The sequence below is a fragment of the Agrobacterium sp. V1 genome, from assembly GCF_030518355.1.
In the GTDB taxonomy this organism is placed as follows: domain Bacteria; phylum Pseudomonadota; class Alphaproteobacteria; order Rhizobiales; family Rhizobiaceae; genus Agrobacterium; species Agrobacterium cucumeris.
Genome location: NZ_JAULSF010000001.1, coordinates 2,302,501 through 2,324,986, shown reverse-complemented (window position 1 = coordinate 2,324,986; position 22,486 = coordinate 2,302,501). Strand labels below are relative to the sequence as shown.

The following is a 22,486-nucleotide window of genomic DNA, read 5'->3' as shown; positions in this document are numbered from 1 at the left end:
TTATCCCAAGAGGCTGGTGTCCTGCTTGTGAACCAGCAGGAGATTGGCGGAATTGCCGAGAATACGGTCGTTGGAGATCATCAGGCGGGCGGAATGCGCGTCGCGCAGATGCCGGCCGAGGCTGTAGGGCGTGCCGTTCTTGTAGCCCATGATGCCGCAGACCAGCATGGCGTGATCGATGATCTCGAGAATGGTTTCCGAAGAGCAGATCTTCACATTGTTCATGGCGACAGCAAAAGCCATGGACATCAGCTTTTCGGCATCGCTCTTGGTGTCCTCATAAGCCTTGATGCCGGCAATGATGTTGGATTTCACCACCTGCAGCTTGGTGGAGACCTCGGCAAGCCGTATCGCGCCGGGAGGGGCGGTGCCGGGTGACTTGCGGGCCGCGGCTCTGACGAAGGATTGCGCGCGCAGCACCGCGTCGGAGGCGATGCCATACCATACGGCGCTCCACAGGAGATGCGAGCTTGCAAGCATGGATTGTGCAGCAATTTCCGCGAAAGGCTTCGGGAAAATCTGCGCCGCCGGCGCTTCGCCGCGGAACAGGAAACCGTCCGAACAGGTGCCACGCATGCCGAGCGTGTCCCAGATATGGGTCTTTTCGAGCGTGTACTGGTTTTTCAGGAAAACGGTCATCACCTGATCGGCAGGCGCTGCGTCCTTATGGGCGCGCGAGGTGATGAGGATCGCATCGGCATTACTGCCATAGGAAATGACGGTGGCATCCTTTTCCAGCCGGCAGCTATCGCCATCGACCTCGATTGCGCAGATGGAATTGCGCAGATTGCCGCCAATGCCGCCTTCGGTGGTGGCGGAGCCGAGCAGAAGCTGTTCGCCGGCGATGCGGCGCATGAAGCCCGCATGCCATGCGCTTGCCTCGCCGTGTTCCACCAGGCTGGAAAGCTTGATGTGATGCATGGCGAAAATCATCGCCGCTGCCGAACAGGCCTGGCCGAGCCGCGCGCAGATATCGGCGATTTGCTGCAGGGATGCGCCTTCACCGCCCAGCGAGGAGGGAACCTGGATGCCCAGCAGGCGTTCCTGCCTCAGCGCATCGACAGCTTCCTGCGGGAAGCGGCCGGTGACATCCACCTCATCCGCATGTTTGGCGGCAACGGTCGCGACACGGCCCGCGCGCGCGGACAGCGTTTCATCCTGCGGCGCTACGGTCACGTTCATCAGGCAGCCTCTTTACCATCCAGAATGAGCTTAACGGTGTCTTCAATGGCCTTGATGCTGGCGAAGGACTTGCGGTTCAGCAGATTGTCGGGAAACTCGATATCGAATGCTTCTTCGATACCCAGCATCAGTTGCACCGATGCAAAGGAAGAAAGGCCTGCCGCATAAAGATCTGCTTCATCTGCAATCGTATCGACGGGGGTGGGAAGCTGGCCGAATTTTGCCAGTATTTCACGAATAGTCGCATTCATTCCGACGTATCTCCAATGAAATTAACATTAGGAAGGTTTGTGCTTATCGTTATGTCGCAAACGATAATATTCACCTAAACCGTTAGGTTAATTACAACTAACGGCAGCATGCGCCATTCCCGCACCTTTGCCAAGCGTTGATCGGCGGCCTTGACAAAAGGCGGCCGGTGTTTTTTCCTGTGGCCATTCACCAGGGGTGTCCCGTCAAGGGGCTGAGATTCTGCTTTCATGCGCAGTGACCCGTTGAACCTGATCCAGTTCATACTGGCGTAGGGACGGTGCAAAAACCTGATGTCGGCTGGCGTGTGCATTGCGCTGTCGGCGCTGCGGTATTTTCCATCATTCCGGCTCGAACTGGGTCTCCACTGTCAAACTTTGGAGCCTCAAGATGAATATCGCTGCCAAGAATATCCCGCTGTCGGTCACCACCGGGCCGCATGCCGCCTCCACGAAAATCCACAAGCCAGGAATTTTACATCCGCATATCCGCGTGCCGATGCGCGAGATCGCCGTCCACCCGACGGCAGGCGAACCGCCGGTAACGGTTTATGATTCCTCCGGCCCCTATACCGATCCCACGCATCCCGTTCTGATCGAAAAGGGTTTGCCGCGAATGCGTCATGACTGGGTTGTGGCACGTGGTGATGTCGAGGCTTACGAGGGTCGGCACGTCAAGCCGGAGGATAACGGCTTTGCCACCGGCGAGCGCCTGACGCCCGAATTTTCCGTGCGCCACCAGCCACTCAGGGCGACTGCTGGCAAAGCGGTGACACAGCTTGCCTATGCGCGAGCCGGCATCATCACCCCGGAAATGGAATTCATCGCCATCCGCGAAAATCTCGGGCGCGAGGCGGCCAAGGAGAAGCTGGTGCGCGATGGCGAAAGCTTTGGCGCGCATATCCCTGACTACGTGACGGCCGAATTCGTTCGGCAGGAAGTGGCGTCGGGTCGGGCCATCATTCCTGCCAATATCAATCATTCGGAACTTGAACCGATGATCATCGGCCGCAATTTTCTGGTGAAGATCAACGCCAATATCGGCAATTCCGCCGTCACTTCCTCCATGGCGGAAGAGGTGGAGAAGATGGTCTGGGCGATCCGCTGGGGTGCGGATACCGTCATGGACCTTTCGACCGGGCGCAACATCCACAATATCCGCGAATGGATCATCCGCAATTCGCCGGTGCCGATCGGCACGGTGCCGCTTTATCAGGCGCTGGAGAAGGTCAACGGCATTGCCGAGGATCTGAATTGGGAGGTGTTTCGCGACACCCTGATCGAGCAGGCGGAGCAGGGGGTGGATTATTTCACTATCCATGCCGGCGTGCGGCTGCATTACATTCCGCTCACCGTCAACCGCGTTACCGGCATCGTCTCGCGCGGCGGGTCGATCATGGCCAAGTGGTGTCTGCATCATCATCGCGAGAGCTTTCTTTATGAGCATTTCGACGAGATTTGCGACATCTGCCGCACCTATGACGTTTCCTTCTCGCTGGGCGATGGTCTGCGCCCCGGCTCGATTGCCGATGCCAACGACGCGGCTCAGTTCGCCGAGCTGGAGACGTTGGGCGAGCTGACGCAGATCGCCTGGGCGAAGGACTGCCAGGTGATGATCGAAGGCCCCGGCCATGTGCCGATGCACAAGATCAAGGAAAACATGGACAAGCAGCTGAAGACCTGCGGCGAGGCGCCCTTCTATACGCTTGGACCGCTGACCACCGATATCGCACCCGGTTACGACCACATTACGTCAGGCATCGGTGCGGCGATGATCGGCTGGTTCGGCACCGCGATGCTCTGCTACGTCACGCCCAAGGAACATCTCGGCCTGCCCGACCGTAACGACGTGAAGGTCGGTGTCATCACCTACAAGATTGCCGCCCATGCCGCCGACCTTGCCAAGGGCCATCCGGCGGCACAGGTGCGGGATGATGCGCTGTCGCGCGCAAGGTTCGAGTTCCGCTGGGAAGATCAGTTCAACCTGTCGCTCGACCCGGATACGGCGCGGTCCTTCCATGATGAGACCTTGCCGAAAGAGGCGCACAAGGTTGCGCATTTCTGCTCCATGTGCGGGCCGAAATTCTGCTCGATGCGGATTTCCCATGATATCCGCGCCGAGGCGCAGAAGGAGGGGCTGGAGGCGATGGCCGCGCGCTTCAAGGAAGGCGGCGAGCTTTATATGCCGCTTCCGACGCCTGCGAATGCCGAATAAAATGCGCGTCCTTGTCAAGGGAACGGGGGTCGCCGGATTGACGGCGGCCTTCGAGCTGGCGCGGAGCGGCGTTATTGTCGAGGTGTCGGAGCGCAATTCCGAGCCTTCGCGCGGGGCGTCGTTCTATGCAGGCGGCATGCTGGCGCCCTGGTGCGAGCGTGAAAGTGCTCAAGAGGCGGTTCTGACGCTCGGTAAGGTGGCGCCTGACTGGTGGGACGAAGCGGCTCCCGGCCTTGTAGTCCGTAACGGCACGCTGGTGGTCGCGCCTGCCCGCGACAAGGCGGAGCTGTCTCGTTTCGCATCGCGGACCAGTGGCTATCGCTGGGTGGATGAGGGCGAAATCGCCGCTCTGGAGCCTGATCTTGCCGGCCGGTTCCGATCCGGACTTTACTTCCCGGGCGAGGGACATCTCGATCCGCGTCTTGCTTTGAAATCGCTGCATGAGCGGCTTTGCGCCATGGGTGTGCCGTTTCATATGGGCGTTTCGGTGGATGAACAGCGGTTCGACCGGGTGGTGGATTGCACCGGGTCTGCGGCGGTAGGAACGATGTCCAGCCTCCGCGGTGTGCGGGGAGAGATGCTTTATCTCGGCACGCCAGAGATTTCCCTCTCCCGTCCCGTCCGGCTGCTGCATCCGCGCATTCCGCTTTACATCGTGCCGCGTGAGCCCGGCCGCTTCATGGTGGGTGCGACGATGATCGAGACGGAGGATGCGGGCGCCATTTCCGCCCGTTCGATGATGGAATTCCTCAATGCCGCCTATGCCGTGCATCCGGCCTTTGCGGAGGCGGAAATCATCGAGACCGGCACGGGCGTGCGCCCCGCCTATCCCGACAATCTGCCTGACGTGACCGAGGACGGGCGGACCATCTTCATCAACGGCGCTTACCGGCATGGCTTTCTGCTCTCGCCGGCGATGGCACGGCAGGCGGCGGGGATCGTCTGCCAAACTCTTATTCAAAAGGAACAGGATCATGAAACTTCTGGTGAATGGCGACGAGCTTGATCTTGCCGCCGAGACGCTGGCCGGTCTGCTTGCCAGCCTCGAATATGAGGGCGAGTGGCTGGCGACGGCGGTCAATGGCGATCTGGTGCATTCGGAAGAGCGCGCCGATTATTTGCTGAAGGATTTCGACCGTGTCGAAATCCTCTCGCCGATGCAGGGAGGCTGAGGCCATGCTGACGCTTTATGGCCGCGAGGTCTCGTCCCGTCTTCTGCTCGGTACGGCGCGTTATCCGTCGCCCGCCGTGCTTGCCGATGCAGTGCGGGCCAGCAATACCGATATTCTGACGATTTCGCTGCGCCGGGAAATGGCGGGCGGCAAGCAAGGCGGTCAGTTTTTCGAGCTGATCCGCGAACTGGACCGCCATGTCCTGCCCAATACCGCCGGTTGCCACACCGTGAAGGAAGCGGTGCTGACGGCGAAGATGGCGCGTGAGGTGTTTCGTACCAACTGGATCAAGCTCGAAGTCGTCGGTCATCACGATACCTTGCAGCCCGATGTCTTTGCGCTGGTGGAGGCGGCAAAAATCCTCTGTGACGAGGGTTTTGAGGTCTTTCCCTATACGACTGATGATCTTGTCGTGGGCGAAAAGCTGCTGGAGGCCGGCTGCAGGGTGCTGATGCCCTGGTGCGCGCCGATCGGCAGCGCCATGGGACCGCTCAATCTGACGGCACTGAAATCGATGCGGGCGCGGTTTCCCGATGTGCCGCTGATCGTCGATGCCGGTATCGGCCGGCCGTCACATGCGGTGACGGTGATGGAGCTTGGCTATGACGCTGTTTTGCTCAATACGGCGGTTGCCGGGGCACGTGAACCAGTCGGTATGGCGGAGGCTTTTGCCCGCGCGATAGAGGCTGGCCACCGGGCATTTCTGTCCGGGCCGCTGGAACCACGGGATATGGCCGTTCCCTCGACACCTGTTATCGGGACAGCGGTTTTCTCCTGATTGCGGCTTTTGCCAGAGGCGGGGCATGTCACCTTTTTGCGTTGACAGTGCCCGGCCGCGGCGGGATACCGGGAGAAAAGGGGAACGGCATGGCGACACGCAACAATCTTCTCACGGATATCGACGGCGTTTCGGTCGGCAATGTCACCGATCTCTCCCTCGGCTCCGGCGTCACGGCGATTGTTTTCGAAAAGCCTGCCATCGCCTCCGGCTCGGTTCTCGGCGGTGCGCCCGGTGGGCGCGATACTGGCCTGCTCGATCCAGCGATGACGGTTGAAACCGTGGATGCACTGGTGCTTTCCGGCGGTTCGGCCTTCGGGCTGGATGCGGCGGGCGGGGTTCAGGCCGGGTTGCGTGAGATCGGTCGTGGGTTGCAGGTAGGTTCCACCCGCGTTCCCATCGTGCCGCAGGCAATTCTCATGGATCTGCTGAATGGTGGTGACAAGGAGTGGGGTCTGCATTCGCCTTATCGCGAGATGGGATATGCGGCCTTCAAGGCGGCAGGTCGCGAGACTTTCGAACTCGGAACGGTGGGCGCAGGAACGGGCGCGACGACTGCCACCTTCAAGGGTGGCCTCGGTTCGGCCAGCGCCATCAGTTCCGGCGGCTATAAGGTGGCGGCCATCGTCGCGGTCAATGCGCTGGGTTCCGCGACTGTTGGCACAAGCCGTCATTTCTGGTCCGCGCCGTTTGAAATGCAGGGCGAATTCGGCGATTGCGGTTTTCCGGAGCATTTCGAACCGGACCATACCGCGCTGCGGCTCAAGGGGGTCAATCTCACCGCGACGACCATCGGCGCTGTCGTGACCGATGCGACACTTACAAAGGCGCAGGCGCATCGCCTCTCCATCATGGCGCATGACGGGCTGGCGCGTGCGGTTCTGCCTGCCCATTTGCCGAGCGATGGCGACACCATGTTCGCGGCTGCGACCGGCGACAAACCGCTTGAAGGCGGCGTTCATTTCGCCGAACTCTGCTATCTCGCCACAATCGTGATGGCGCGAGCGGTGGCGCGCGGTGTCCATGCGGCGACGGCACTGCCGGTGGCGGGCGCGCAAAAAGCCTATCGCGATCTTCATGGGCAGGACCGTTGAGCGATGAACGAAACGAGAGTACCGCTGAAACCCGTCCTCCGCATCGATTTCCCCCCCGGAGAACGTCTTGGACATGGCAAGATCGAGTTGATGGAGCTGATCGTTGAGACAGGCTCGATCTCGGCCGCCGGGCGGGCCATGGATATGTCCTATCGCCGCGCATGGCTGCTGGTCGATGCGCTGAACCATATGTTCATGCAGCCGGTGATCGAATCGCAGCGCGGCGGCAAGCAGGGTGGCGGGGCGGCGCTGACTGCCTTCGGCACGGAACTGCTCGAGCGCTATCGCGGCATGGAAAGGCGAATGACCGAGGTCTTGCGTCAGGATATTGAGTGGCTGGAGGCCAACCGCAATCCCGAGGGTGCCGTCAATAGGGATCGAGAGCCGCCGATTTTATGATTGCGTGCACCGGTTTGCCGGGCTCCAGTTGCAGGCGTTCTCGCGAGAGGTCGGTGATGCGCGACTGGATGATATCGCCACCGCAATCCACCTGAACGGTCACCATACCGTCCTCGCTGACCGAGATATCTGCGATATGGCCTTCGAGAATGTTGAGCGCGCTGAGGCCTTCGGGTTTCACCAAAGCCAGCATGACATCGCGAGCCGGTATAAGCACCCGTGCAGGGTTGCCGGGTGCTCCCATTTTTGCCGGAACCTGAAGCAGCGCTGTGCTGAGCCTGACGGCGGCAAGCCCGTGCCGTGCATCGAAGCTTTCGATGTGTCCTGACAGGATGCTGCCCGCTTCCCGCCGCTCCAGATGGCTGCTGAAATCGGGTCTCCCCAGCACATCGGCCGCATTTCCCTGCGCTTCAACCTTGCCGTCTTTCATCACCACGATGCGGTCGGCAAGGCGGGCGACTTCCTGGATGGAATGGCTGACATAAACGATCGGAATTTTCGTCTCGTCGCGCAGCCGTTCGAGGTAGGGAATGATCTCGGCCTTGCGCTGTTCGTCCAGCGAGGCGAGCGGTTCGTCCATCAGCAACAGTCTGGGGGAAGAAAGCAGGGCGCGGCCGATGGCAACGCGCTGTTTTTCGCCGCCTGAGAGTTTGTTCGGACGGCGCTGTAAGAGATGGCCGATGCCGAGCATGTCGACGATACGGTCATCCTGTGCGACCTTCGTTTTGTCTGAGGTGAACCATCTGCCATAATTCAGGTTTTGTGCCACGCTGAGATGCGGGAAGAGCCGCGCCTCCTGAAAGACATAACCAAAACGGCGTCTGTGGGCCGGCAGGAACAGCCGGTTTCCGCTATCGGCCAGTACTTCGCCGTCGAGCGAGACTTTTCCTTCATCTGGCCGCAGCAGGCCGGCAATGATGCGGATCATCGATGTCTTGCCGGAGCCGGAGCGCCCGAAGAGTGCGGTCACGCCGCCTTCGGAGGCAAATGACGCGTCAAGTTCGAAGGAGCCGAGGCGGTGGTGAGTTGAGACCGAAAGCGTCATTCCATGCTCACCCGTTTGCCAATGATACGGGCCAGAAACTCCGAGACAAGCAAGGCGAGCATGGAAATCACGACGGAAACGATGGTCAGTCGCAATGCGCCGGCGTCGCCGCCGGGCACCTGCGTGAAGGTGTAGATGGCGGCGGAAAGCGTCTGGGTCTCGCCCGGAATGTTTGAAACGAAGGTAATGGTCGCGCCGAATTCGCCCATGGCCTTGGCAAAAGCAAGGATCATGCCGGCGATTATGCCGGGGAGCGTCAGGGGCAGCGTGACGGTGAGGAACACCCAGAACGGGCTTGCCCCGAGGGTACCCGCTGCCTCCTCCAGCTTGCGGTCCACCGCCTCGATGGAGAGGCGGATGGAGCGCACCATCAGCGGGAAGGCCATGACGGCGCAGGCGAGCGCTGCACCGGTCCAGCGGAAGGAAAAGACGATGCCGAAATAAGTATCGAGAAATTGCCCGATGGCGCCCCTGCGGCCGAAGAGAACGAGCAGCAGAAAGCCGGTGACGACGGGTGGCAGAATGAGTGGCAGGTGGACGATGCCGTTCAGCAGCGACTTGCCCCAGAAGCGACCGCGGGCCAGCGCCACGGCCACCGCAATGCCAAAGGGCAGGCTGGCAAGCATGGCGATGGAGGACACCCACAGGCTGAGCCTGATCGCCGTCCATTCTTCAGGGCTGAGTGTCCACCAATGCAATGCCATATCCTGCAATCGTCAAGTTTCATGGCCCACCGGGAGGTGGGCCTGAGACAAGCTTATTTCAAAACGGTAAAGCCTTGCTTTTCGAAGAAGGGCGTTGCCTTGGCCGACTTCAGGAAGTCCAGATAGGCCTTTGCTGCCGGGGACTTTGCTTCTGAGAGAATGGCGACCGGGTAGATGATCGGCGGGTGGCTGTCTTCCGGGAAGGTGCCGACAATCGTTACGCCCGGATCAGCGGCTGCGTCGGTCTGGTAAACGATACCGTAGGGTGCTTCACCGCGCGAGACGAGCAGCAGGGCGGCACGCACGCTTTCAGCGCCGGCGACTTTCTTTTCAACCGAAGACCAGGCGCCGAGCTTTTCAAGAGCGGCCTTGCCGTATTTGCCGGCGGGAACGGAATCCACCGCGCCCATGGCCAGACGGCCTTCACCCACGAGAGCAGCAAGATCGAAGCCCTGCTTGATATCGACCGGCTTTGCCTTGTCTGCGGGAGCGACGAGAACGATGCGATTGCCGAGAAGATTGGAGCGGCTGTCAGCGTTGATCAGCTTCTTTTCGGCGACATAGTCCATCCATGCAAGGTCAGCGGAAATGAAGATATCCGCCGGTGCGCCCTGCTCGATCTGCTTGGCGAGCGCGGAGCTTGCGGCATAAGAAACGGTCGCTTCGTTGCCGCTTTCCTTTGCCCATTCGGAATTGATGGCGTCGAGCGCGTTTTTCATGCTCGCGGCAGCAAAGACCGTAACTTTTTCGGCGGCATGGGCCGGAACACCCACAAAGGAAGCTGCCACCCAGAAGGAGGTGGCGGCGGCAATGGTTTTGAAGAAGCTGCGACGCAAAAGTCTCATGGTCTGTTACCCCCGTTTCGAGATATTCTGGTGAATATATCGATAGGCCTATAGGGCAATCATTATATTTTCAAGAATATATCGATGGGTTGGGGGAAAAGGCCGCAGCTTTGGCTGGCGCGGTCAGTGAAAAAAGTTCGAGAACTTGTCATTCGTCATGTTCTGACCTGTGCCCGACATCGCAGGCATAACTGCCCGCATATCCGATCAGAAACGTTCGCCGGCGAAATGGGCGATCTGTGCGCCCGCTTCGTAGTAAGCTTCCTTCACCGCACGGAAAGCCTGTGCCTTGGGTTCCGTTATCGGCAGGGGCAGGTCGCTTTCGGTTATGTCACCCAGAATATGCTGTGCAATTACCTTACCGAAGGCGGTGCCGGGCGCAATACCGCGGCCGTTATAGCCTGAAAAGCCGACGACATTGTCTGCGAATTTGTGAAAGCGCGGCACGGCATTGTCGGTCATGCCGATCTGGCCATACCATTCACATTCGAATTCCGTATCCCCGAGCTGCGGGAAAAGCCGTTTCAGCGAGCGTTTCGCCCAGGCCCGGTGAATGGCGCCGCCGGTGCCACGCAGGGCGCCGACACTGCCGAACACCAGTCGGCCGGCCTTGTCCATGCGGAAGGATGAGAGGATTTCCTTCGTATCCCAACAGCCCTCACGGCCCGGCAAAATGCTTTTTTTAAGGTTGTCGCCGAGCGGCTTCGTGGCGAAGTTGAAATAGGGCAGGTAGGTCTGTTCGTCACGGACAATCTGCCACGGGCCGGTGCTATAGGCTTCGGTGGCCACGACGATCCAGTTGGCGGTTACCGATCCCTGTTGCGTCTTCACCACCCATTGTCCACCGCTGCGTTCGGTCGCCACCACGGGGCTTGCGGTGTGCAGCCTTGCACCTGCATTTTGTGCGGCGATGGCGAGACCACGAACATAGGCAAGCGGCTGGATCGTGCCGGCGCGGGTGTCCAGAAGAGAGCCGGAATAGGCCGTGCTGCCGGTGCGCCTTGCCGTTTCGTCGGCATCGAGAACACACACGGGCGCCCCCCTCGCAGCCCATTGTTCACAACGCTCGCGAATCTCGGTGAGGCCCTTCTCGCCGACGGCGCAATGTAAGGTGCCGTTTTTTTCGATCTCGCAGGGAATCTCGTGTTTTTCCACCAGTGTGCGGACGAGCAGCGGCGCATCGCCTAAAAGGCCGAGAAGACGTTCCCCATAAACCTCGCCCAATACACCCGGCAATTCCCTGGGCATGACCCACATGCCGCCATTGATGAGGCCGACATTACGGCCTGCGCCGCCGAAGCCGATTTCCTTAGCCTCGAGAAGGACGACGTCCACGCCTCTTTCAGCAAGATGCAGGGCGGCGGATTGCCCGGTGAAACCGCCACCGACAATGACAACATCGGCAACCGTCGAGCCCTGCAAGGCGGGCGTTACGGGCGGCTGCGGCGCGGTCTTTTCCCAGAGGCCGTGCGAGCGGGGATCATTATACATCGTTCCACCATATTCCGGGCCAGTTCATTTGTTTTTCGTATGAGTGACAAGCCCTTGTTTATGAGACTTTACAAGCGGTCGTACCTGTTGAATATCGACATATCATCAATAGTTCATTCCCGGAGGGAATATGGTTCTGCCGCCGCGCCGTTTTCTGCCATCGCTTTCGCTGCTGGCGGCCTTCGAAGCCGCTTCGCGGGCGGGCAGCGTTACCGCTGCGGCGAGGGAACTCGGCCTGACGCAGGGCGCGGTCAGCCGGCAAATCCTGGCGCTGGAAGAACAGCTTGGCGTGGCGCTGTTTGTTCGCGAGCGGCAGACGATCCGGCTGACAAGGGCGGGGGAGGGTTATGCGCGGGAAATTCGCGAGGCCCTGCGACGGATCTCGACGGCTTCGCTTAATCTGCGCGCCAATCCGGATGGCGGCACGCTCAATCTTGGCGTTTTGCCCAGCTTTGGCACGCGCTGGCTCGTGCCGCGCCTTCCCGATTTCATCGCCCGGCATCCGGGTGTTTCGGTCAATCTTCTGACGCGGTCGTCACTGTTCGATTTTCGGACCGATACCGTCGACGCGGCGATCCATTTCGGTCTGCCACACTGGCCGGGCACCGAGCTGGTTTTCCTGATGCAGGAAAAGGTCGTTCCGGTATGCAGCCCGGCCTTCAGGGAGCGCCATGAACTTTCAAGGCCGGGCGATCTGTTGCAGGTGCCGCTGCTGCACATGACGACACGGCCGGATGCCTGGGAACAATGGTTTCGCGGCCATGATGTGCGTTTTGACAATGTGCACGGCATGCTCTTCGATCAGTTCACCACCATTGCCGAAGCTGCAGGTGCGGGGCTCGGCGTATCGCTCATTCCTTCCTTCATGATCGAGGAGGAGTTGCGAAGTGGGCGTCTGGTTGCGGCTGTTGCGGGGGAAGTGGAAAGCGAAGAGGCCTATTACCTCGCCTGCATGCCTGATCGCGCCGGTTATGCGCCGCTTGAGAGCTTCCGGCGCTGGATCGTTGCCGAGGCGGCAATTGGGCCGGGAGCGTTTTCGGCGTAAACCGGCGGGCGGTCTTGCAAGTCTGCTGCGGCTCAGCCAATAGTGCGCCATGACGCGTGGCGCCAGATGCCACACACCGAAAGTTCCAATACGGGAGATGTCCGTGAAGCCCATTTTTGTTCAGCTTCAATGTGAGCCCGGCAAGACCTATGATGTCGCCGACGCCATCTATAAAACCGAACTGGTTTCCGAGCTTTATTCCACCAGCGGCGAATATGATCTGCTGCTGAAAATCTATCTTCCGCAGGAAGAGGATATTGGCAAGTTCATCAACCAGAACATCGTCAATATTCCAGGGATCGTCCGCTCGCTGACGACACTGACCTTCACCGCGTTCTGACGCAGATAAGCATTCATGCATGCATGGATATCATCGCTGTGAAGGCGGTGGTCGGGCTGCCCGGGGGTGCGCGCCGCTTCATCGAATCTAGATGTGTTGTTTACGGGAAGGCCTTATCGGGGCTTTTCGGATCAGCGGATGGGAGTGTTTTGATACACCCTGCAGCAAACTGTCATGCAAAATAAAAGCGCGCCATCGGCCCGCAATTTGGGGTCCGATATTTGGCGCGCTCTGGTTTTGACGGTTCTGTGAGCAGGCGATGGTTTTCCGGCATCAGGCCGCGGCCAGATTCCGGTTGCGCACGAGATCACGGATTGCGATCCGCACGTCATCGGCACTGTCGAACTTCTGTTCGTCCAGATCGTGAACGTGGAACTTCACCGCGATGAACTTCAACCGGTCGTTGTCCGGTATGACGATGCCGACGGGTTCGCCAGCGAATTCAATAACTTGCTTTTGCATAGATATACTCCCGCTGTGGCTAATTCACAGCATGTTGTCGAACTGAATTTCAGGAAATTGAGACCGTTAAGTCACATTCGACAGCAGCGGGAACACGTGGATTTAAATCCAGCATTCCAGGACACAAGACCAAGGATTGCGTTAATGTTGATATATTTTGACATGACACACTCCCTGTAATTGGTGTTGGTCCGGAATCAGGAGACTCGTTCTCCAGTTACACACTGATAATCCAGACCCGCATGAAAATCAATGCTGATTGTTATAGGTAGAATATTTTTCTTTATGATGACAGGAGAGGGGCGGAATTGTGAAATTTTTGTTTTCGTTGGGGGCCGCCCGCAAAAGCCCGGCACAGCGGGCTTTTTATGTTTTTTTTAATTGCTGCCAGCTGTCCGCGGCGGGTAAATATGATCGTTTCCGTTGAAATCGGATATGGAATAACAGCCATCGCGGGTTTTTTCGGCCGCATTTGAGCCAATTGCCGCCTTGCCGTGGCCTCCGGGTATGTCGAGAACATAGGTCGGCTGGCAGAGACCGGAGAGATTTCCCCGCAGAGCGGAAACGATTCGCTGGCCTTCTTCGATCGATAGCCGGAAATGGCTGGTGCCGGGCGCAAGATCTGGATGGTGCAGGTAATAGGGCTTGATGCGGGTCTCAACGAAGGCGCGCATAAGCTCGGCCAGAGTTGCGGGGTCGTCATTGACGCCCTTCAGAAGCACCGTCTGGCTGACCATGGCTATGCCGGCATCAATCAGCCGCGCGCAGGCGCTTCTGGCTTCGTCGCCAAGTTCGCGTGCGTGATTGGCGTGCAGAGCCACATAGGTGGTCTTGCCGCTGGCTTTCAGGGCTTCGATAAGCGGCCCGTCGATGCGCTCAGGATCGACGACCGGCACGCGGGTATGAAAACGAACGATCTTCACATGCGGTATGTCTTTTAACCGCTTCATCAGATCGGACAGGCGTCGCGCCGAGAGCACCAGCGGATCGCCGCCGGTGAGGATCACCTCCCAGATGGCCGGGTTGGCTTTTATGTAGTCGAATGCGGCGTCCAGCTCCTCCGGGCTCATCATGCCGTTGCCCTGCGGGCCGACCATTTCGCGACGGAAACAGAAACGGCAATAGACGGGGCAGACATGCACTGCCTTTAAAAGAACCCGGTCGGGATAACGGTGAACGATGCCATGCACGGGGCTATGGGCGTCGTCGCCGATCGGATCGTCCCGTTCTTCGGGAAGGTGGATAAGTTCGGCCGTATCCGGCACGAATTGCCGGGCAATGGGATCCTGTGGGTCGCGGCTATCGATGAGGTCGGCAATTGGTGGCGTGATCGCCAGCGCGTAACGCTGCGTCACCGCGCGCAGGCTTTCCAGCGCGCTGGCCTCGATCAGCCCCGCTTCGACAAGCGCTTCCGGTGTCTTGATGGTTTCAAGCCTTGTCATCGTCCATATTCCGCAACGGGTGCCCACATGACGAGATCGATGCGGGGAGCGCCGGTTGCCAGCATTACCAGCCGGTCAAAACCGAGCGCGATGCCACTGGCTTGCGGCATGATGGCGAGAGCCGCCAGAAAGTCCTCGTCCAGCGGATAGGTCTCGTCATAGACCCGCTGCTTCTCGGCCATTTCCATTTCGAAGCGCCGTCTTTGCTCTGCAGCGTCGGTCAATTCACCGAAGGCATTGGCAAGTTCCACGCCGCAGGCATAAAGCTCGAAACGTTCCGCCACCCGCGCATCTTTCGCGGACTTGCGGGCAAGGGCTGCTTCACTGGTTGGGTATTCATCGAGAATGGTGACGCGGCCGAAACCCAGTTCCGGCTCCACCCGCTCGACGATGACGCGGCTGAACATATCCGCCCAGGTGTCATCTTCGGCGATGCGGATACCGGCATGGGTGAGGCTGGCGGCGAGATGTCGCTCATCGGTCTCGCCGTTTCGGGCGATTGTGGCCAGAAGATCTATTCCCGCATAACGCTCGAAGGCCTCGGCGACGCTCAGGCGTTCGGGCTCCAGAAACGGATCGACACTGCGGCCACGATAGGTGAAGTTTTTTGTGCCGGTGGTTTCAGCGGCCAGTGCCAGAAGATCGGCGCTGTCCTTCATCAAGCTCTCATAGGTTTCACCGACCCGATACCATTCCAGCATGGTGAATTCCGGGTGGTGCAGGGGGCCTCTTTCCCGGTTCCTGTAAACATGGGCGAAACAGGAAATACGTTTTTCACCGGCCGCGAGCAGCTTCTTGCAGGCGAATTCCGGCGAGGTATGGAGATAGAGCGGTACGGCATCGCCGCCCGGCGTCAGGCCCTCAGTGGCAAAGGCGTGCAAGTGGGCCTCGTTACCGGGGGAAATCTGCAGGGTGGCGGTATCGACCTCGAGAAAATCGGCGCGGGCAAAGTGGCTGCGAAATGCCGACTGGATCGCGTTGCGGCCAATGAGAAAAGCGCGGCGGTCGGCATGGACGTCGGGCGTCCACCAGGGCGACATTGTCTCGTTGCTTGCACGCATCTTCTCTTCTTTTCCGTCTTCTCTGCGGCGCCTGTTGCGGATAAACGGCCCGCAAAACGCCTGATCGCGTCATTTAAAGCAATTCCGGGCGGAAAACCGCTAGGCACTCTTCCGCGAATTGCTGTAGAAGGCTGGCAATTCGCGCGGATTTAAGGTAGTTGCGCCCCAGAAAAAAGACAAAATGTCTGCCGGGGCCGGTGCTGCCGCGCAGTCCTTTACGACGCATTTCATCGAGTTACAAGGAAGTCATATGGTCAAGGTTATCGCCTCATCCGTCCGCAAGGGCAATGTTCTCGACGTGGACGGCAAGCTTTACGTCGTTCTTACCGCGCAGAACTTTCACCCCGGCAAGGGCACGCCGGTTACGCAGGTGGACATGCGCCGCATCGTTGATGGCACGAAGGTCTCCGAGCGCTGGCGCACCACCGAACAGGTCGAGCGCGCTTTCGTCGAAGACCTGAACTTCCAGTTCCTTTATGAAGACGGCGAAGGCTTCCACTTCATGAACCCGGAAAACTATGACCAGGTCGTGGTTGATGTCGAGACGATGGGTGACCAGAAGGCATATCTGCAGGAAGGCATGACCTGCGTTCTTTCCATCCACGAAGGCAACCCGCTGGCTGTTGAACTGCCGCGCCACGTGACGCTGGAAATCATGGAGACGGAACCGGTTGTGAAGGGCCAGACGGCTTCTTCGTCCTACAAGCCGGCAATCCTTTCCAACGGCATCCGCACGATGGTTCCGCCGCATATCGATGCCGGCATCCGCGTGGTCATCGCCACGGAAGACAATTCCTACGTGGAACGCGCCAAGAACTGAGCCTGGTGACGGGTTAAACAAAAAGCACCGGGTGACCGGTGCTTTTTTTATGTCTGGAACAATAAAAAAGCCCGCGTCGAAACGCGGGCTTTTTCGTTTGCCTTGTGGCGTTTCTTACATGGCCTTCGCTGCGGTCCGGGTCGGGCCGGCTGCTTTCTTCGGGGCTGGCTGGCCAACGGCATAACCGCCGCCGAGCGCCACGTTCAGCGACACGTAGTCCTGTGCAGTCGTCTGGATCGCCGTGGCAAGGTTTGCCTGCGCATCCGAGACAGAGCGCTGAGCATCCAGAACATCCAGCAGGGACGATGCGCCATCACGATAGCTGGCGGTGGAGAGTTGCAGCGCTTCCTGGTAGGAGGCGACGGTCTTTCTCAGCGCATCGACGGTACGCTGGTCGCGATTGACGGCGGCCAGGGCGTTCTCGACTTCTTCCACCGCGTTAAGAACGGTCGATTTCCAGACGAGATATTGTTCGCGCGCCTGCGAGTTGGCGATGTCGACGTTGGCGCGCAGTCGGCCACCATCAAGGATCGGAAGAGTGAGGCTCGGACCGAAGGACCAGCTATTGGCCGTTCCTCTACCGCCGCCGCTCAGGAAATTGTAGCTCGGGGTGATCGCGCCACCAAGCTCGATGCTCGGATAAAGTTGAGCCTCGCTTACACCGATCGTGGCGACAGCAGCGGCAAGATTGCGTTCGGCGACGCGAATGTCCGGACGGTTGCGGATCAGGTCGGCCGGGATGCCGGTGCGGGGAATTGCGCGCGCAACAGGCTGGCGTGCGCCTTTCTGCAGTTCGGTAATAAGCGATGAGGCCGGCATTCCGAGCAGGGTCGCGATGCGATGCGCGGCCCTGCGGAAGCTGGTTTCAAGGCCAGGGATCTGTGACAGCGTGGAATTGACCAGACCTTCGGACTGGACGACGTCAAGACGCGAGGCCGCACCGGCTTCGAGCTGCAACTTGGTCAGATCAAGCGTTTCGCGGCGGGAAGACAGGTTCTGACGGGCAATCGCCAGACGCTCCTGATAATAACGCACGTCGATATAGGCTGCGGCGACTGACGAAATCAGTGTGAGGCGCTGAACATCAACGGTAGAATAAGCGGCATCGAGCGACGCATTGGCGCTTTCCGTTGCCCGGCGGTAGCGGCCGAACAGGTCGAGGAACCAGGAAACGCTGAGGCCGCCGTTGGACACGTTAGTGACGGGAACGTCACGGTAGCTGCCCTTGGTTCCGCTGGTCGTGTGGCTGCCGCTGCCCGTCAGGCTTGGCAGGCCGCCGGCGCCCTGCACGATCACCTGGGCCTGCGCCTGATTGATACGTTCGATCGCCTGCATCACGGTCAGGTTCTGCGCCAGGCCGGTGGAAACGTAACCGTTCAGGCGGCCATCGTTGAAGGCAGTCCACCATGCAACGCTGCTGATGTCGCCATTACTGGTTTTTCCGGCTTCCGCAAACTTTCCCGGCAATTGAACTTCCGGCGTCTTGTGGTCGGGTCCAACAACGCAGCCTGAGAGCAGCAGCATTGTCAGGGGAAGAGTAGCGCGAATAGACAGCATATAATTTTCCCAATTCTCTAGGTTGGCTTACCGAGCGCGGCTTGCTGACAAATGGGCTGCGCGGTCGATATGCCGTAGAAACGTGCATTTGCCAAATCGGCAACATTTCTAGCAGCGTATTAACGGTTGGCACAGCCCATTTTTGTTTTGTTAACGCCTTGAAAGGCGACGAATGATGACGAAAAAGGACGGAACGAAGAAAATTCCGAGCAGTGTTGCAGAAAGCATACCACCCAGCACCCCGATACCGATTGCATTTTGCGCCGCGGAACCTGCCCCGGTTGCAATCGCAAGAGGTACGACACCGAGGATAAAGGCGAGCGACGTCATGATGATCGGACGCAGGCGCAGCTTGGCAGCCTCCAGTGTCGCCTCCAGCAAAGTTAAGCCGTGCTCCTGCCTTTCCTTGGCGAATTCGACGATCAGGATCGCGTTTTTCGCCGCAAGGCCGATGGTCGTCAGCAGGCCCACCTTGAAGTAGACGTCGTTTGACTGGCCGAAGAAATGTGCTGCGGTCAATGCGCCAAGCACACCCACCGGCACGGCCATGATGACCGAGAAGGGGATGGACCAGCTTTCATAAAGCGCGGCAAGGCAAAGGAACACGATGAGCACCGACAGAGCGTAAAGCATGGGCGCCTGCGAACCGGACAGACGTTCCTGGTAGGAAATGCCCTGCCACGCCACGGTGTAGCCGCCCGGCAGGCTTGCCGTCAGCCGCTCCATCTCGTCCATGGCGTCACCGGAGGCGACACCCGTCCCGGCGGTACCTTCAAGCGAGATTGCGCCCGTACCATTGTAGCGTGCCAGAGACGGCGGGGCGTTGATCCACTTCACCTCGCTGAAGGAGGAGAAGGGCACCATTTCGCCGTTGGTGTTGCGGGCATACCAGAACTTGAGGTCGTCCGGCTGCATGCGGTAGGGCGCGTCGCTCTGGACATAGACGGGCTTGAGTTCGCCGTTGAGCGTGAAGTCATTGACATCCCGGCCGGCAAAGATCGTCGTCAGCATGAGATTCACGGAGGCAAGATCGACGCCCATGGCTCCCATCTTTTCCTGATCGAGAATGATCTTCATCTGCGTTTCATTGTCCTGGCTGTCGCTTCGAAGCGAACTGATCTTCGGATTGCCGGTGGCAAGCGCGATCAGTTCCTTGGATGAAGCAGTCAGGGCGTCAGTGCCGTTGCGGCCGCTATCCACGAGATACATCGAGAAACCGCTCGATGTACCCATGCCCTGAATGGCTGGCGGCAGAAGCGGGAAGACCTGCGCATCGCGGAAACCGAAGAAGGTGCCCATGGCGCGCTGCACGATGGCGGCAGCGTGCTGATCGGGCGCGGTTCGTTCGCCGAAATCCTTGAGCTTGGTGAAGACGATTGCGTTGTTCTGACCCGAGCCGCTGAAGCTGAAGCCAAGCACGCCGAAAACCGATTCGACATTGGCGGCTTCTTTTTCACGGAAGTAGCTCTCGACCTGCTTCACCACCTCGTTGGTGCGTTCGATGTTCGAACCGGTCGGCGTCTGAATGATCGTCAGAAGCACGCCCTGGTCTTCCTGCGGCAAGAACGAGCTTGGCAGCTTGCTGAAGAACCAGGCGCAGCCGCCAATGACGATTGCGAAGAGGATCATCACACGCAGGGGGCGTTTCAGCAGGTAGCCGATGGAGGAGACATAGCCGTCCGTCGTCTTCCCGAAGCCGCGGTTGAACCACGCGCCCGGACCGCGCTGCTTTTTATGGTGGTCGATGGGCTTGAGCATCGTGGCGCAGAGCGCCGGCGTCAGAACGATGGCGACCACCGCTGAAAGCAGCATGGCTGAAACGATGGTGATCGAGAACTGACGATAGATGATACCCGTCGATCCGCCGAAGAAGGCCATCGGAATGAACACGGCTGTCAATACAAGCGCGATGCCGATGATCGCGCCAGTGATTTCACCCATCGATTTTTCGGTTGCCTCGACCGGCGACAGGCCTTCTTCCGACATGATGCGCTCGACGTTTTCAACAACGACGATGGCGTCATCGACGAGAAGGCCGATTGCCAGAACCATGGCGAACATGGTGAGGGTATTGATGGAGTATCCCGTCAGCGCAAGGATGCCGAAGGTGCCGAGAAGCACGACGGGCACGGCAATCATCGGAATGAAGGTGGCTCTGAGGTTCTGGAGGAACACCAGAAGCACGACGAAGACGAGGATGATCGCTTCGATCAGCGTATGCACCACTTTCTCGATCGAAAGCTTCACGAAGGGTGTCGTGTCGTAGGGATATTCGATTGAGACGCCCTCGGGCAGCGAACCCTCGACGGCGGAAAGCGCCGACTTTACGCGCGCCGCCGTATCGAGCGCGTTCGCACCCGTGGCAAGATTGACCGCGAAACCGGCAGAAGGCCGGCCGTTGGAGCGGGAATCACCGCCATAGGTTTCCTGGCCGATTTCGATGCGGGCCACGTCGCTGAGACGGACAGTCGAGCCATCCTTTTCGACTTTCAGGATCACCGATTCGAAATCGGCGACCGTGGTGAGCTGGCTCTGCGCTGTTACCGTCACGTTGAGCTGTTGACCCTTGACGGCAGGCACCGCGCCGAGCGAGCCGACTGACACCTGCGTGTTCTGGCTTTGGATGGCGCCGGTGACGTCGGCCGTGGTCAGCTGATATTTGTTGAGCTTGAACGGATCCAGCCAGATGCGCATCGCATATTCAGAGCCGAAGACGTTGATGCTGCCCACACCTTCCAGACGCTTGATCTGGTCTTCGACGCGTGAGGAGAACACGTCGCCAAGATCGGCCGAATTGCGCTTGCCATCGGTCGAGATCAGCGCCCCCACCATCAGGATGCTCGATGTGGAGCGGCTGACCTGGATACCCTGCTGCTGCACGGTATCAGGCAACTGCGACTGGACGAGCTGCAGCTTGTTCTGCACCTGAACCTGCGCGATGTCAGGCATGATGCTGTTACCGAAGGTCAGTGTCACTTCGGCGCTGCCGGTGGAGGAAGACGACGTCATATAGGTGAGGTCGTCGAGGCCGGTCATGCCGTCCTCGATGATCGTCGTTACCGATTTTTCGACTGTTTCGGCGCTGGCGCCGTTATAGGTCGCGCTGACGCGCACCGTCGTCGGTGCAATATCGGGATATTGCGAGATGGAGAGCGTCGCGATTGCCAACGCGCCGCCCAGCATGATGACGATGGCGATAACCCATGCAAAAACGGGGCGCCGGATGAAGAAATGGGCCATGGCAGTCCTGCCTTACCTTTTACGAGCTTCGACCGAGGGTTTCGTGCTCATGCTTATTTCGAGGGGGCGGCGGCAGGCGGAGCTTGCTGCGGCAGAACAACGATACCGCGATCGTCGATGGTTACTTCCACCGGCGCGACAGTTGCGCCGTCGGCAATCCACTGGAAGCCGTCCACGATGAGCTTGTCGCCATCCTTGACGTTTTCCATCACCAGCCAGGCGTTGTTGGATTGCTGGCTGGACGGGAAGGTGCGGGTTTCCACCTTGTTTTCCGCCGAGACGAACTTTGCGGTCAGTTCGCCATTGGCATTGCGGCTTGCCGCGCGCTGAGGAATGCGGAAGCCCTTCTCCTTGCCGATGGTCAGCGTGGCGCGAACATAGGTGCCGGGAAGCAGAAGATCATCCGGATTGTCGAAGAGGGCGCGAATGGAGAAAGTGCCGGTTGTTTCGCTCACCGCCATGTCCGACATGTCGATCTTGCCGTCATGTTTGTATTCGGTGCCGTCTTCCAGCGTCAGATGAATGCCGGTTTCCTTTGTATCGCCGCCGAGTTGGCCCGACGAAATCGCATTTTTCAGACGCAGAAGATTGATGCTGGATTCCATCAGATCGATATAGATCGGATCGATGCGGCGTAGCGTCGTCAAAGCCGTCGTCTGGTTTGCCGTCACCACGTTGCCGATGCTGAAAGCGGTGGCGCTGGTGATGCCATCGAAAGGCGCGCGAACCTTGGTGAGATCGAGATTGATTTCAGCCGTTTCCAGCGCCGCCTTGGTCTGGGCCACGTCGGCCTGTGCCTGCAGCAGCGTAACCTTGGCGTTTTCATATTCGATCTGCGTTGCGCCGCTGTTGACCAGCCGTTCGTAGCGGGCAAGGTTCGCCTCGGCGCTTGGAACGCTGGCTTCGGCCTTCGCCACGCTTGCCTTGGCCTGCGCCACTTCCGCCAGATAGGTGTTGTCTTCGATCTGGTAGAGAACGTCGCCCTGCTTGACTTCGCTGCCTTCCTTGAAGGGAATTTCGCGGATGATGCCGGTGACGCGCGGACGAATCTCGGCCGTCTGGAACGCGCTGGCGCGACCGGGAAGCACTGTTGTCAGAGGATATTCGCTGCTCTTCATCATGATGATGCTGACCGGAGACGGCGGACGCTCGGCACCCTGACCGGCGGTCTGGCTGCTCTCGCCGCCATCGCTGCATCCTGCCAGGACCGCGGTTACACACAAAGAAGCAAATAGGGGTAAAATACGTCGGCTCATTGTTCTTCCCTGCGTATCGGTCGCATTCAACTATAAGCGCAATGTCGCTCGGCGGATGCGTGCCCGGGAGGAACGGTTAAGACGGGAAAG

At 59.3% G+C, this 22,486-nt stretch carries 21 protein-coding genes and 1 riboswitch; of the genes, 9 read left to right on the top strand and 12 right to left on the bottom strand.

Annotated elements, in window-relative coordinates:
• Together QSV77_RS11300 and QSV77_RS11295 are read right to left on the bottom strand one after the other, a co-directional pair.
• On the bottom strand, positions 1–1,182 hold the full coding sequence (locus tag QSV77_RS11300) for an acyl-CoA dehydrogenase family protein (RefSeq protein ID WP_302733535.1): 1,182 nt from the start codon (positions 1,180–1,182) through the stop codon (positions 1–3).
• Positions 1,182–1,433 carry an acyl carrier protein gene (locus QSV77_RS11295; protein ID WP_003504852.1) on the bottom strand — a complete coding sequence of 84 codons (252 nt, stop codon included), beginning with the start codon at positions 1,431–1,433 and terminating at the stop codon, positions 1,182–1,184. Before QSV77_RS11295 ends, QSV77_RS11300 begins: the two co-directional genes overlap by 1 nt.
• A 182-nt stretch (positions 1,434–1,615) precedes the next feature.
• A riboswitch (TPP riboswitch) is annotated at positions 1,616–1,727 on the top strand.
• A 94-nt stretch (positions 1,728–1,821) separates the two neighbouring features.
• On the opposite strand from QSV77_RS11295, the gene thiC reads away from it, so the two are divergent.
• The 6 genes from thiC (at position 1,822) to QSV77_RS11265 (ending at position 7,088) form a co-directional block, all read left to right on the top strand.
• Positions 1,822–3,645, top strand: coding sequence for a phosphomethylpyrimidine synthase ThiC (gene thiC / locus QSV77_RS11290; RefSeq protein ID WP_302733529.1), 1,824 nt, complete (start codon positions 1,822–1,824; stop codon positions 3,643–3,645).
• Between the two features lies 1 nt (position 3,646).
• Positions 3,647–4,651, top strand: a complete 1,005-nt coding sequence (thiO, locus tag QSV77_RS11285) for a glycine oxidase ThiO (protein ID WP_302733528.1) — start codon at positions 3,647–3,649, stop codon at positions 4,649–4,651.
• Positions 4,620–4,817, top strand: coding sequence for a sulfur carrier protein ThiS (gene thiS, locus QSV77_RS11280; RefSeq protein ID WP_174032668.1), 198 nt, complete (start codon positions 4,620–4,622; stop codon positions 4,815–4,817). Before thiO ends, thiS begins: the two co-directional genes overlap by 32 nt.
• 4 nt (positions 4,818–4,821) lie before the next feature.
• On the top strand, positions 4,822–5,595 hold the full coding sequence (locus QSV77_RS11275) for a thiazole synthase (RefSeq protein ID WP_302733527.1): 774 nt from the start codon (positions 4,822–4,824) through the stop codon (positions 5,593–5,595).
• A gap of 89 nt (positions 5,596–5,684) precedes the next feature.
• Positions 5,685–6,689 carry a P1 family peptidase gene (locus tag QSV77_RS11270; RefSeq protein ID WP_302733526.1) on the top strand — a complete coding sequence of 335 codons (1,005 nt, stop codon included), beginning with the start codon at positions 5,685–5,687 and terminating at the stop codon, positions 6,687–6,689.
• A 3-nt stretch (positions 6,690–6,692) separates the two neighbouring features.
• Positions 6,693–7,088, top strand: a complete 396-nt coding sequence (locus QSV77_RS11265) for a winged helix-turn-helix domain-containing protein (protein ID WP_302733525.1) — start codon at positions 6,693–6,695, stop codon at positions 7,086–7,088.
• On the opposite strand, the gene modC is transcribed toward QSV77_RS11265, so the two are convergent.
• From modC to QSV77_RS11245, 4 genes are all read right to left on the bottom strand, one after another.
• Positions 7,057–8,133: a molybdenum ABC transporter ATP-binding protein gene (gene modC, locus QSV77_RS11260; protein ID WP_302733524.1), complete on the bottom strand. Its 1,077-nt coding sequence runs from the start codon at positions 8,131–8,133 to the stop codon at positions 7,057–7,059. The two genes, QSV77_RS11265 and modC, sit on opposite strands and share 32 nt — an antisense overlap.
• Entirely contained in the window at positions 8,130–8,837 is a 708-nt protein-coding gene (gene modB, locus QSV77_RS11255; RefSeq protein ID WP_065116060.1) for a molybdate ABC transporter permease subunit, read from the bottom strand. Before modB ends, modC begins: the two co-directional genes overlap by 4 nt.
• Positions 8,838–8,890: 53 nt before the next feature.
• The gene (gene modA, locus QSV77_RS11250) at positions 8,891–9,682 is read right to left on the bottom strand and encodes a molybdate ABC transporter substrate-binding protein (RefSeq protein WP_142842356.1); all 792 of its coding nucleotides are present in this window, start codon (positions 9,680–9,682) and stop codon (positions 8,891–8,893) included.
• A 207-nt stretch (positions 9,683–9,889) separates the two neighbouring features.
• Positions 9,890–11,173, bottom strand: coding sequence for an FAD-binding oxidoreductase (locus tag QSV77_RS11245; RefSeq protein WP_302733523.1), 1,284 nt, complete (start codon positions 11,171–11,173; stop codon positions 9,890–9,892).
• Between the two features lie 130 nt (positions 11,174–11,303).
• Between QSV77_RS11245 and QSV77_RS11240 the strand changes: the two genes are divergently transcribed.
• The gene (locus QSV77_RS11240; RefSeq protein WP_302733522.1) at positions 11,304–12,218 is read left to right on the top strand and encodes a LysR family transcriptional regulator; all 915 of its coding nucleotides are present in this window, start codon (positions 11,304–11,306) and stop codon (positions 12,216–12,218) included.
• A gap of 103 nt (positions 12,219–12,321) precedes the next feature.
• Positions 12,322–12,558, top strand: a complete 237-nt coding sequence (locus QSV77_RS11235) for an Lrp/AsnC ligand binding domain-containing protein (protein ID WP_003521320.1) — start codon at positions 12,322–12,324, stop codon at positions 12,556–12,558.
• Positions 12,559–12,831: 273 nt separating this feature from the next.
• Here QSV77_RS11235 and QSV77_RS11230 read toward each other — a convergent pair whose 3' ends face one another.
• The 3 genes from QSV77_RS11230 to epmA all read right to left on the bottom strand — a co-directional run bounded on the left by QSV77_RS11230 (position 12,832) and on the right by epmA (position 15,523).
• Complete coding sequence (locus tag QSV77_RS11230; RefSeq protein ID WP_045019798.1) at positions 12,832–13,020, bottom strand: hypothetical protein; 189 nt, start codon at positions 13,018–13,020, stop codon at positions 12,832–12,834.
• Positions 13,021–13,397: 377 nt separating this feature from the next.
• Entirely contained in the window at positions 13,398–14,462 is a 1,065-nt protein-coding gene (locus tag QSV77_RS11225; protein WP_271362442.1) for a lysine-2,3-aminomutase-like protein, read from the bottom strand.
• Positions 14,459–15,523, bottom strand: a complete 1,065-nt coding sequence (epmA, locus tag QSV77_RS11220; protein WP_302733518.1) for an EF-P lysine aminoacylase EpmA — start codon at positions 15,521–15,523, stop codon at positions 14,459–14,461. The genes QSV77_RS11225 and epmA overlap by 4 nt, the downstream gene beginning before the upstream one ends.
• Before the next feature lie 250 nt (positions 15,524–15,773).
• Here epmA and efp point away from each other — a divergent pair, with 250 nt between their 5' ends.
• The gene (efp, locus tag QSV77_RS11215) at positions 15,774–16,343 is read left to right on the top strand and encodes an elongation factor P (protein ID WP_142842361.1); all 570 of its coding nucleotides are present in this window, start codon (positions 15,774–15,776) and stop codon (positions 16,341–16,343) included.
• Between the two features lie 114 nt (positions 16,344–16,457).
• Here efp and QSV77_RS11210 read toward each other — a convergent pair whose 3' ends face one another.
• The 3 genes from QSV77_RS11210 to QSV77_RS11200 all read right to left on the bottom strand — a co-directional run bounded on the left by QSV77_RS11210 (position 16,458) and on the right by QSV77_RS11200 (position 22,396).
• Positions 16,458–17,900, bottom strand: coding sequence for an efflux transporter outer membrane subunit (locus QSV77_RS11210; protein WP_271362440.1), 1,443 nt, complete (start codon positions 17,898–17,900; stop codon positions 16,458–16,460).
• Positions 17,901–18,050: 150 nt separating this feature from the next.
• Positions 18,051–21,140: an efflux RND transporter permease subunit gene (locus QSV77_RS11205; RefSeq protein WP_142842363.1), complete on the bottom strand. Its 3,090-nt coding sequence runs from the start codon at positions 21,138–21,140 to the stop codon at positions 18,051–18,053.
• Positions 21,141–21,193: 53 nt separating this feature from the next.
• The gene (locus QSV77_RS11200) at positions 21,194–22,396 is read right to left on the bottom strand and encodes an efflux RND transporter periplasmic adaptor subunit (RefSeq protein ID WP_302733517.1); all 1,203 of its coding nucleotides are present in this window, start codon (positions 22,394–22,396) and stop codon (positions 21,194–21,196) included.
• Positions 22,397–22,486 lie beyond the last annotated feature (90 nt).

Excerpts from the sequence above, each read along its gene's own strand:
- modC (WP_302733524.1), bottom strand. The coding sequence starts at position 8,133 with ATGACGCTTTCGGTCTCAACTCACCACCGCCTCGGCTCCTTCGAACTT.
- modB (WP_065116060.1), bottom strand. The coding sequence starts at position 8,837 with ATGGCATTGCATTGGTGGACACTCAGCCCTGAAGAATGGACGGCGATC.
- QSV77_RS11230 (WP_045019798.1), bottom strand. The coding sequence starts at position 13,020 with ATGCAAAAGCAAGTTATTGAATTCGCTGGCGAACCCGTCGGCATCGTC.
- QSV77_RS11225 (WP_271362442.1), bottom strand. The coding sequence starts at position 14,462 with ATGACAAGGCTTGAAACCATCAAGACACCGGAAGCGCTTGTCGAAGCG.
- QSV77_RS11210 (WP_271362440.1), bottom strand. The coding sequence starts at position 17,900 with ATGCTGTCTATTCGCGCTACTCTTCCCCTGACAATGCTGCTGCTCTCA.
- QSV77_RS11265 (WP_302733525.1), top strand. The coding sequence starts at position 6,693 with ATGAACGAAACGAGAGTACCGCTGAAACCCGTCCTCCGCATCGATTTC.
- QSV77_RS11245 (WP_302733523.1), bottom strand. The coding sequence starts at position 11,173 with ATGTATAATGATCCCCGCTCGCACGGCCTCTGGGAAAAGACCGCGCCG.
- QSV77_RS11295 (WP_003504852.1), bottom strand. The coding sequence starts at position 1,433 with ATGAATGCGACTATTCGTGAAATACTGGCAAAATTCGGCCAGCTTCCC.
- QSV77_RS11205 (WP_142842363.1), bottom strand. The coding sequence starts at position 21,140 with ATGGCCCATTTCTTCATCCGGCGCCCCGTTTTTGCATGGGTTATCGCC.
- efp (WP_142842361.1), top strand. The coding sequence starts at position 15,774 with ATGGTCAAGGTTATCGCCTCATCCGTCCGCAAGGGCAATGTTCTCGAC.
- thiO (WP_302733528.1), top strand. The coding sequence starts at position 3,647 with ATGCGCGTCCTTGTCAAGGGAACGGGGGTCGCCGGATTGACGGCGGCC.
- QSV77_RS11200 (WP_302733517.1), bottom strand. The coding sequence starts at position 22,396 with ATGAGCCGACGTATTTTACCCCTATTTGCTTCTTTGTGTGTAACCGCG.
- modA (WP_142842356.1), bottom strand. The coding sequence starts at position 9,682 with ATGAGACTTTTGCGTCGCAGCTTCTTCAAAACCATTGCCGCCGCCACC.
- QSV77_RS11300 (WP_302733535.1), bottom strand. The coding sequence starts at position 1,182 with ATGAACGTGACCGTAGCGCCGCAGGATGAAACGCTGTCCGCGCGCGCG.
- thiC (WP_302733529.1), top strand. The coding sequence starts at position 1,822 with ATGAATATCGCTGCCAAGAATATCCCGCTGTCGGTCACCACCGGGCCG.
- QSV77_RS11240 (WP_302733522.1), top strand. The coding sequence starts at position 11,304 with ATGGTTCTGCCGCCGCGCCGTTTTCTGCCATCGCTTTCGCTGCTGGCG.
- epmA (WP_302733518.1), bottom strand. The coding sequence starts at position 15,523 with ATGCGTGCAAGCAACGAGACAATGTCGCCCTGGTGGACGCCCGACGTC.
- QSV77_RS11270 (WP_302733526.1), top strand. The coding sequence starts at position 5,685 with ATGGCGACACGCAACAATCTTCTCACGGATATCGACGGCGTTTCGGTC.
- thiS (WP_174032668.1), top strand. The coding sequence starts at position 4,620 with ATGAAACTTCTGGTGAATGGCGACGAGCTTGATCTTGCCGCCGAGACG.
- QSV77_RS11275 (WP_302733527.1), top strand. The coding sequence starts at position 4,822 with ATGCTGACGCTTTATGGCCGCGAGGTCTCGTCCCGTCTTCTGCTCGGT.